10 protein-coding genes are annotated in these 8,968 nt (G+C 72.4%); 6 read left to right on the forward strand and 4 right to left on the reverse strand.

Annotated elements, in window-relative coordinates:
- The 5 genes from DKL51_RS05640 to DKL51_RS05660 form a co-directional block, all read left to right on the forward strand.
- Positions 1–241 (forward strand): response regulator transcription factor (locus DKL51_RS05640; protein WP_148097732.1); only part of this gene is annotated, 241 nt, incomplete at its 5' end.
- Positions 242–355: 114 nt separating this feature from the next.
- A complete protein-coding gene (locus DKL51_RS05645) occupies positions 356–1,126 on the forward strand; it encodes a DUF5995 family protein (RefSeq protein WP_109944402.1) in 771 nt (256 codons plus the stop codon).
- Positions 1,127–1,209: 83 nt separating this feature from the next.
- On the forward strand, positions 1,210–1,959 hold the full coding sequence (locus tag DKL51_RS05650) for a phosphotransferase (protein ID WP_109944401.1): 750 nt from the start codon (positions 1,210–1,212) through the stop codon (positions 1,957–1,959).
- A gap of 38 nt (positions 1,960–1,997) precedes the next feature.
- Entirely contained in the window at positions 1,998–2,399 is a 402-nt protein-coding gene (locus DKL51_RS05655) for a hypothetical protein (protein ID WP_109944423.1), read from the forward strand.
- A gap of 126 nt (positions 2,400–2,525) precedes the next feature.
- Positions 2,526–4,637: an APC family permease gene (locus DKL51_RS05660; RefSeq protein WP_207783815.1), complete on the forward strand. Its 2,112-nt coding sequence runs from the start codon at positions 2,526–2,528 to the stop codon at positions 4,635–4,637.
- 13 nt (positions 4,638–4,650) lie between these two features.
- Here the strand turns inward: DKL51_RS05660 and DKL51_RS05665 are convergent, their stop codons facing one another.
- The 3 genes from DKL51_RS05665 to DKL51_RS05675 form a co-directional block, all read right to left on the reverse strand.
- Positions 4,651–5,610 carry a TIGR03557 family F420-dependent LLM class oxidoreductase gene (locus DKL51_RS05665; protein ID WP_109944400.1) on the reverse strand — a complete coding sequence of 320 codons (960 nt, stop codon included), beginning with the start codon at positions 5,608–5,610 and terminating at the stop codon, positions 4,651–4,653.
- A gap of 170 nt (positions 5,611–5,780) precedes the next feature.
- Entirely contained in the window at positions 5,781–5,987 is a 207-nt protein-coding gene (locus tag DKL51_RS05670) for a hypothetical protein (protein ID WP_109944399.1), read from the reverse strand.
- Positions 5,988–6,112: 125 nt separating this feature from the next.
- Positions 6,113–7,318, reverse strand: coding sequence for a low temperature requirement protein A (locus tag DKL51_RS05675; protein ID WP_109944398.1), 1,206 nt, complete (start codon positions 7,316–7,318; stop codon positions 6,113–6,115).
- Between the two features lie 183 nt (positions 7,319–7,501).
- Between DKL51_RS05675 and DKL51_RS05680 the strand changes: the two genes are divergently transcribed.
- Complete coding sequence (locus tag DKL51_RS05680; RefSeq protein ID WP_109944397.1) at positions 7,502–8,416, forward strand: aminoglycoside phosphotransferase family protein; 915 nt, start codon at positions 7,502–7,504, stop codon at positions 8,414–8,416.
- A gap of 45 nt (positions 8,417–8,461) precedes the next feature.
- Here DKL51_RS05680 and DKL51_RS36155 read toward each other — a convergent pair.
- On the reverse strand, positions 8,462–8,968 hold a 507-nt coding region (locus DKL51_RS36155; protein ID WP_260428385.1), incomplete at its 5' end, for a helix-hairpin-helix domain-containing protein.

Genomic DNA, 8,968 nt, shown 5'->3' on the forward strand with positions numbered 1-8,968 from the left:
GCGCAGCCGACCGGCCGCGCCGGCCGCCGAGCCGGCGGTGGACGAACTGGCCGTGCTCACCGCCCGGGAGCGGGAGGTGCTCGCCGCGGTCGCCGAGGGGTTGACGAACAAGGAGATCGGTCAGCGGCTGTTCATCAGCGAACGGACCATCGGGGTGCACGTCTCGCACATCTTCGACAAGCTCCAGGTCCGTACCCGGGTGCAGGCGAGCGCGATCTTCCTCCGCAACCGGCCGGAGTAGACGGACGGGCCGACCCCGTATACGTCGTTCTACTGATCCGGCCGACCGGCGTTGGCTGGAAGGCTGTCCACGTCACCGATGGCGCTCCGCCGCCCGGACCACAGTGGAGGAGAGATGACCGAACCGGTCTGGGGTCCTGTGCACCAGGACATCGTCGGACTGCTCGCCGACCACCCCGCCGACGTGCCGGCGGTCGTCGACCACCTCACCAAGCTGCAGGACATGCTGGTCCGGCTCCCTCCGCTGGAGGCGAGTTGCCCCCTCGCGGACTTCAACAAGCTCTACCTGACCATCACCACCAGCGTGCTGGACGGCCTCTACGAGGACCGCTTCTCCGACCCGGTCTTCCTGGCCCGGCTCGACGTGGAGTTCGCCGCCCGCTACTTCGACGCGCTGCGGTTCTGGACGGAGTCCAGCCCGAACACGCCGAAGGCCTGGTCCTGCCTGTTCCAGCGGATGCGCGGGCCGGATGCCCGTCCGCTGCCGTCGGCGGCCGCCGGGGTGAACGCGCACATCAACTTCGACCTGCCGTTCGCGCTGGTGACCACGTTCGACAGCCTGGAGTCCGAGCCGGTCGACGGCAGCGACCAGCACCACGACTACCTGGAGATCAACGACATCTTCGCCGAGCGGATCCCAGGGCTGCGCCGCGGTTACCTGGACAACTGGCAGCTCATGATCGACATGCTGAACGGCGACATCGACGACTGGTACCAGGGCGAGCTGGTGGAGTACACCCGGAATGTGGCCTGGCGCAACGCGCAGAAGATCTGGCGCTGCCGGCACGATCCGCAGGCCCGCGAGTGTGAGCGGACGCGGCTGGACGACAACGCCGCGCTGCTCGGTCGGCTGCTGCTCTCGCCCCTCGGGGCCTTCCTGCAGTAGCCGGGACGGGGGGTCCCCGCGTTCCGCCGTCCGGGCGGAACGCGGGGACGCCGTCCGGGCGGCCGGCAGGGCAGGATGGCCGGGTGAGACGCGACGAGCAGCTCCTGGTCGGCAACGTGACCGCGGGTGTGGTCCGGGTCGGCGACGCGGTCCGCCGGCCGGTCGGCCCGTGGACCGACAGCGTGGACGCCCTGCTGCGGCACCTGCAGGACGTGGGGTTCACCGGCGCGCCCCGGCCGCTCGGCCGGGACGCCGAGGGCCGCCAGGTGCTGGAGTACGTCCCCGGCGAGCTGGGCCGCCCCGACGGCTCGTACCCCCGCTCGGAGCTGGCCTCGATCGGCGCCCTGCTGGCCGACCTGCACCGCGCGACGGCGGAGTTCGTGCCTCCGCCTTCGGCGGTGTGGAACCGGGTCATCCCGCCCGACGGCGAGGAGCTCATCTGCCACCACGACGCGGCCCCGTGGAACCTGGTCCGCTCGCCCCGCGGCTGGGTGCTGATCGACTGGGACTCGGCCGGCCCGGGCACCCGGCTGTGGGAGCTGGCCTACGCGGCGCAGAGCATGGCCGGGATGCGGCCGGGCCGCCCGGTGCGCGAGTCGGCCGACCGGCTGCGGGTCTTCGTGGACGGCTACGGCCTCTCCGGGGCGGACCGCCCGGCGCTCGCCGCGATGCTGGGTCGCCGCGCCCGGGCCATGTACGACCTGCTGTGCGCCGGCGCCCGGGAGGGGCGGCAGCCGTGGGCGCGGATCCACGCCGAGGACGGGGCGTACTGGCGGGCCACCGCCGCGTACCTGGACGCGCACGTGGGCCGCTGGACGAGCGCGCTGGAGTGACCGGGTGTCGACGGCTTCCGGGCGGGTACGCCCGGCCGGTGACCGAACCGCCGTGCCGCTTCGGCTTCCGCTTCGACCCGGCGTTCCGCCTGCCGCTGGCGCTGCTCGGCGTAAGCCCAGAGACGGCCGGCGTGGAACTCGGCCCGGACGAGCTGACGGTGCGGTTCGGGCCCTGGCGGCTGCGTACCGCCCGCGGCAACGTCACCGGGGCGGAGCCCGGCGGGCCGTACCGCTGGTGGCGGGCGATCGGCCCGCACCTGTCCCTCGCCGACGGCGGGGTCACCTTCGGCACCAGCGTCACGGCCGGTGTCTGCCTCCGCTTCGCCACGCCGGTGCCGGGCCTGGCGCCCGGGCGGTGGCTGCGGCACCCGGCGGTCACGGTGACCGTCGCCGACCCGGACGGGCTGCTCCGCGCTCTGGACACCCCGGTCGCCGGCTGACCCTGCCGGCCGGGGCCATCGGCGGTACGATCCCTCCCGCCCTGATGATCTTTCCGGCTTGTCGGGTTCCGACGGGCGACGCCGTGGGTACCGCCTACGGTCGGGTCAGGGCCTGAAGGGATGGACATGGCGGACGGGCGGGACGGGGCGCAGCCCCGGCGCAATCGGGCGCGGCGCAACCAGGCGCAGTCCGGTCCGGGGCACGCGCTGCGCGCGGCCCGCGACCCGGAGCGCGGCGGGCGCGACGGACGGGCTCCGGTGCGCGTTCCGGAGCGCGTGGAGAGCCACGTGCGACCGGCGGAGCCAACCACTGGCCTGCGCCGGTGGCTATTCCAGCACCGGGTGTCACCGGCCGGCCCGGAGACCCTGGAACCGGAGGCCAAGGGGAGAACCCACCCCTGGTGGCAGGTCATGACCCTGACCGGCGTCGACTACTTCTCCACGCTGTCCTACCTGCCCGGCATCGCCGCGCTGGCGGCCGGGGCGCTCTCCCCGGTCGCCACCCTGCTGATCGTGGCGTTGACCCTGTTCGGCATGCTGCCGATGTACCGGCGGGTGGCCCGGGAGAGCCCGCACGGGCAGGGCTCGGTGGCCATGCTGGAGCGGCTGCTGCCGTTCTGGCGGGGCAAGATCTTCGTGCTGGTGCTGCTCGGCTTCGTCGCCACCTCGTGGATCATCACGATCACCCTCTCCGCCGCGGACGCCACGGTGCACCTGTTGGAGAACCCGTACCTGCCGGCGTCGTTCCCGCACGGAACCGCCGCCGCGGTCGGGGTGACGGTGGTGCTGCTGCTCATCCTCGGCGGCGTGTTCCTGTTGGGGTTCAGCGAGGCGGTGCAGGTCGCCATCCCGCTGGTCGCCGTCTTCCTCGCGCTCAACGCGGTGATCGTGGTGGTCGGGCTGGGTGAGATCGCCGCCGACCCGGGGGTGCTGACCGACTGGACCGACCTTCTCACCGCCCGCGCGACCCGGCTGAGCGACCTCATCGGACCGGCCGTGCTGGCGTTCCCGCTGCTGGTCCTGGGGCTCTCCGGCTTCGAGACCGGGGTCAGCATGATGCCGCTGGTCAAGGGGGAGGGCGGCGACCCGCAGCAGCGCCTCCAGGCCCGGGTCCGCAACACCCGCAAGCTGCTCACCACCGCGGCGCTCATCATGTCCGTCTACCTGATCACCACCACTTTCGTCACCACCGTCCTCATCCCGCCGAAGGAGTTCAAGCCGGGTGGGGCTGCCAACGGGCGGGCGCTGGCCTTCCTGGCGCACGAGCACCTCGGCGAGGCGTTCGGCACCGTGTACGACATCAGCAGCGTCCTGATCCTCTGGTTCGCCGGCGCCTCGGCGATGGCCGGCCTGATCAACATCGTGCCGCGGTACCTGCCCGAGTACGGCATGGCGCCGGAGTGGGGCCGGGCGGTCCGTCCCGTCGTCCTCGTCTACACGCTGATCAGCATCGCGATCACCGTCGCCTTCCGGGCTGATGTCAACGCGCAGGCCGGGGCGTACGCGACCGGGATCCTGGCGATGATGTCGTCCGGCGCGATAGCGGTGACCATCTCGGCGTACCGGTCGCGGCACCGGTTCGCCGGGATCGGCTTCACGGTGCTCACCCTGGTGCTGCTCTACGCGCTGGCCGCGAACGTGATCGAGAAGCCGGACGGGATCACCATCTCCGGCATGTTCATCGCCGGCATCATCGCGGTCTCGCTGATCTCGAGGATCTCCCGTACCACCGAGCTACGGGCGGCGCGGATCGAGTTCGACGAGGCGGCGCGTCGGTTCATCACCGACTCGATCGCCCACGACGGCCGGCTGCACCTCATCGCGAACAAGCGGCAGAGCGGCACGCTGAAGGAGTACCGGGTCAAGGAGCGGGCGCAGCGCGGGATGAACCCGGTCCCGGGTGCCGCGGACATCCTCTTCCTGGAGATCGATGTGGTGGACCCGTCACAGTTCAGCCAGGTCCTGCAGGTGCACGGGGTGGAGGTCGGCGGGTATCGGATCCTCCGGGCCAGCAGCCCGGCCGTGCCGAACGCCATTGCCGCGATCCTGCTGGCGCTGCGCGACGTCACGGGGGTCCGCCCGCACGCCCACTTCGAATGGTCCGAGGGGAATCCCATCGCGCACCTGCTGCGCTACCTGATCCTCGGTCGCGGCGACACCCCGCCCGTGGTCCGGGAGATCATCCGCAAGTCGGAGTCGGACCCGAGCCGGCGTCCCGGCATCCACGTCGGGGGTTGAGCCGGCCGCAACCTCAGCCGAGGGCGCGCAGCGGCGCGGCGAGCTCCCCGGTGAAGAAGTCGAGGAAGCCGTCCGGGTCGGGGCCGGCGTTCTGCAGCACGATGTGGTCGTAGCCCGCGTCAACGTACGGGCGGACCTTGTCCAGGTGGACCTCCGGGTCCGGGCCGACGGAGAACTGCTGGCGAATGTGGTGGTCCTCCACCCAGGAGGTCGCCGCGTCGAAGTTGACCGGGTTCGGCAGTTCGCTCATCACCTTCCAGCCGGTGACCGCCCACCGGCTGGTCTCCCGGGCTGCGCGGACCGCCTGCTCCTCGTCGGTTGCCCAGGCGATCGGCACCTCCGCGTAGCGCGGGCCCTTCCCGCCGGCCTCCCGGTAGTGCTCGACGATCGACGGCTTCGGCTCGGTGGCGAAGAGGCCGTCGCCCAGCTCGGCGGCCATGCCGGCCGAGGTCTTTCCGCTGGCGGCCACCGCGATCACCGGCGGGGTGGACGGCAGGTCGAAGATCCGTGCGTCCTCCAACTGCAGGTGCTTTCCCTCGTACGACTGGTACCCGCCCTGCCAGAGCAGGCGGATGATCTCCAGCGCCTCGCGCAGCCGTTCGTGCCGGCCGCGGACGCTGGGGAAGCCCTGCCCGACGACGTGCTCGTTGAGCCGCTCGCCGGCCCCCACGCCGAGGGTGAACCGGCCGTCGGAGACCAGCGCCATGGTGGCGGCGGCCTGGGCGATGATCGCCGGGTGGTAGCGCACCGTCGGGCAGGTGACGCCGGTGGCCAGCCCGAGCGAACTCGTCTTCGCGGCGATCGCGCCGAGGACGCTCCAGGTGAACGAGGAGTGCCCCTGCACGTCCAGCCACGGGTGGTAGTGGTCGCTCATCTCGACGAAGTCGAATCCGGCCTGCTCCGCACGGACCGCCTGCCGGATGATCTCCTGCGGTCCGAAGGCCTCCGAGGCGAGCTTGTAGCCGATCTGCATGCCGGACTCCCGTTCCGTGCGCCGCTGGTCCGGTGCCCTTCCCGGCACGCGAACCGACAAACGCCGGTGCGAGCCCCTAGGACGGCTCAGGGGGTGGTGACGGAGGTGGCCCGGACAGCAGAACGGCCCGCGCCGCGGGGGAGCGGGGCGCGGGCCGGACGGCGGTCGGCCTACTTGGACGGCTCGGGGAGCTGGCAGTCCAGCTTCGGGTTGGCGCCGATGTAGTTCAGCGGGCCGGCGACGATGGTGACCAGGATGGTGCCGGCTTCGGCGCAGTTGGTGTCGTCGTTGCCGAAGTAACCGCGCTGACCGGCGGCGATCGCGCCGATGATCAGCCAGATGACGACGAGGACGCCGAGTATCGAAGTGCCGCGCATGACTTGCCTCCACGGGGGTGTGGTGGATTTCGAGGTGGAGGAGTTGTACCCAATCCCGTCGAACGGCTAACGGTGATCGGTAGCGGTCAGGCGATCCGTCACTGTGCGTCGACGGTACGCACCGCTCAGTGCGGCGGAGACGGCGCCTCCGGCGGTCGCCCCCGACTGCGCAGGTAGTCGGCGACGGCCACGCCGGCGAGCACCAGCATGGCCCCCGTCGCGGCCACCAGCGGCGGCAGGAAGAGGACGCCGGGCGCGATGGTGAGCAGCGCCAGCACCCCGCCCGGGCGGGAGACCGAGACCCGGCTGAACACCTCGTACTCGAAGGCGGCCCGGCCGACCAGGAAGAGCGCCGGGCCGCCCAGGATGACCGCCGCCCAGGCCGGCGGGGTGCGCCCGGAGGGCTCGTGCAGCACCAGGTCGAACCCGGCGGCCGCGGTCACCACTCCGCCCACCATCAGCAGATGGGTGTACGGGGCGGTGAGCAGGAACCGGCCCGGCTGCTTCGCGCTGGCGATCGCGTGCGGCAGCAGCTCGCCGGACTTGTGCACGTAGATCCGCCAGAGCAGCAGGGTGGTGACGAAGGTGACCGCGAACGCGGCGACGTGCTCCAGTTTGGAGTGGCCGACGCTGAACATGGTGCCGATGACCAGGATGGCGTCGCCCAGCGCGATGATGAAGAACTGCTGGTAGCGCTCCGACAGGTGCTCGGCGGTGACGTTGCGCTGGTGCTCGGGTATCACGCCGAGCCCGGGGACCGGGTAGGCCAGCCGGAAGCCGAGGTAGTCGATGCCCAGCGCCAGCGCCCAGAGCCACGCGCGGGCGGCGCCGTGAGCCAGGCCGCCGAGCAGCCACGGCACCGCGGAGACGGCGAACCAGGCGAAGATGCGGGCCGCCCGCCGCTGGGTCTGCGGGTTGCGGCGCACCGCGGGCATGAGGAAGAGACCGCGGCCGAGGTGGATCGCGACGTACGTGCCGGCGAAGACCAGCCCCCGACCATCGAAGGCATGCGGAATGGCGGTCGTCATCAGCAGCGCGCCGAACATCACCGCGGCGATGAGCAGCTTGATCTCGGTGCGCTGCGGGTCGTACATGTCGGTGACCAGGGTGGTGATCGCCCAGGTCCACCAGATCGCCATCAGGATGATCAGGGACTGGAGGGCCCGCTCCCAGCTGAGGTCGGTCACCAGTCCCCGGGAGATGAGGGCGAGCGCGACCACGTAGACCAGGTCGAAGAAGAGTTCCAGCAGGGTGACCCGGCGCGGTGACTCCGCGTCGCGTACCGGGGGCCCACCTCGGGTGGGGGGCTGTTCCGGCGTGGCGTCGGGCACGAGCTGCTCCTGCGGTGGCGGGATCGGCGCGGCGGGCCGGCCGGCCCCTCACCGACGGTAGCGATGACCGGTCCGTCGGGTGCCCGGTTTCGTGCTTTCAGTCCGATCCGGCGCACCGGGGTCAGGGTCGCGCGGGTGGTAACCCGGTTGCGGGCCGCCGCGCCGACGGCGACGCTTCCCCGGATGAGGGAGGACGACAAGAACCCGCCGCCACCGCTCCCGACGATCGACGCGGCGTTGGTGCGGCGGCTGGTCGCCGCGCAGTTCCCCCGCTGGGCCGATCTCCCGGTACGCCCCGTCGCGGTCGGTGGCTGGGACAACCGCACCTTCCACCTCGGGGACGAGATGACCGTCCGGCTGCCCAGCGCCGCCGGGTACGTGCCGCAGGTCGAGAAGGAGCAGCGGTGGCTGCCGGTCCTGGCACCCGGCCTGCCGCTGGAGGTGCCGACCCCGCTGGCGATCGGTGAACCCGGCGAGGGTTACCCCTTCCCGTGGTCCGTCCGCCGCTGGATCGACGGAGAGACCGCCCGCCTCGACCGGATCGCCGAGCCGACCGCGTTCGCCACGACGCTCGCGGGTTTCCTCGCGGCGCTGCAGCGGATCGAGCCGGCCGGTGGGCCGGCGGCCGGGGGGCACAGCTGCTTCCGGGGTGCGTCGCTGACCACGTACGACGGTGAGACCCGGCGGGCGATCGCGCGCCTCGGCGACCGGGTGCCCGGGGACCTCGTCACCCGGATCTGGGAGACAGCGCTGGCCGCTACCTGGTCAGGACCGCCGGTCTGGTTCCACGGCGACGTGGCCTGGGCCAACCTGCTGGTCCGCGACGGGAGGCTGGTCGCGGTCATCGACTTCGGCTGCTGCGGCACGGGTGACCCGGCCTGCGACCTGGCGATCGCCTGGACGCTGCTTTCCGGCGCGAGCCGGGCGGCGTTCCGCGCCACGCTCGACGTGGACGACGGCACCTGGGCCCGCGGACGGGGCTGGGTGCTGTGGAAGGGGCTGATCACACTGGACAACCCGGACCCGGTGCGCGCCGCCGAGGCCCGTCACATGCTCGACCAGGTCCTCACCGAGTACGCCGAGTCGGTTCGGCAGTGACCCGGGCCGGTGGTGACGGTCCGTCACCACCGGCCCGGACCGTGCTCAGGCCTGCTCGTCGGCGCCCACCGGGAGCACCCGGGCGGCGTCGGTGCCCGCACCGGCCAGCAGCTTCGCCTGCTGCGGCCAGGTGGCCAGGCTCGGGGTGGCGCGCAGGCCGGCGGCCTTGATGGTCTCCCGCAGCGCCGGCTCGTCCAGCTCGGCGAGCTGCTGGTAGCTGCGGATGCCGGCGGCCTGCAGGGCGGCGGCCATCTTCGGCCCGATGCCCTGGATGCGCCGGAAGTCGTCCGCGGTCACCGCCGTGGTGGCGGACCCGTTCGACGCGGCGGCGATCCCGTTGTCGGCGACCGGGGCCGCGGCGACCGCGGCGTCCGGGGCGGCGACGGGCGGGAGGTCGTCCTCCACGGCGGCCCGGGGAGCCGGGACGGTGGCGGGACGCTCGGTCGGCTCGTCCTCGACGACGAGCGGGGTCTCCGGCTCCTCGACGGCCACCGGCTCGGTCTCGACGACCGGGGCCGCCGTGCCGTCAACCGATTCCTGTCTCTTATACAC

The organism is Micromonospora globispora, assembly GCF_003857015.1.
In the GTDB taxonomy this organism is placed as follows: domain Bacteria; phylum Actinomycetota; class Actinomycetes; order Mycobacteriales; family Micromonosporaceae; genus Micromonospora; species Micromonospora globispora.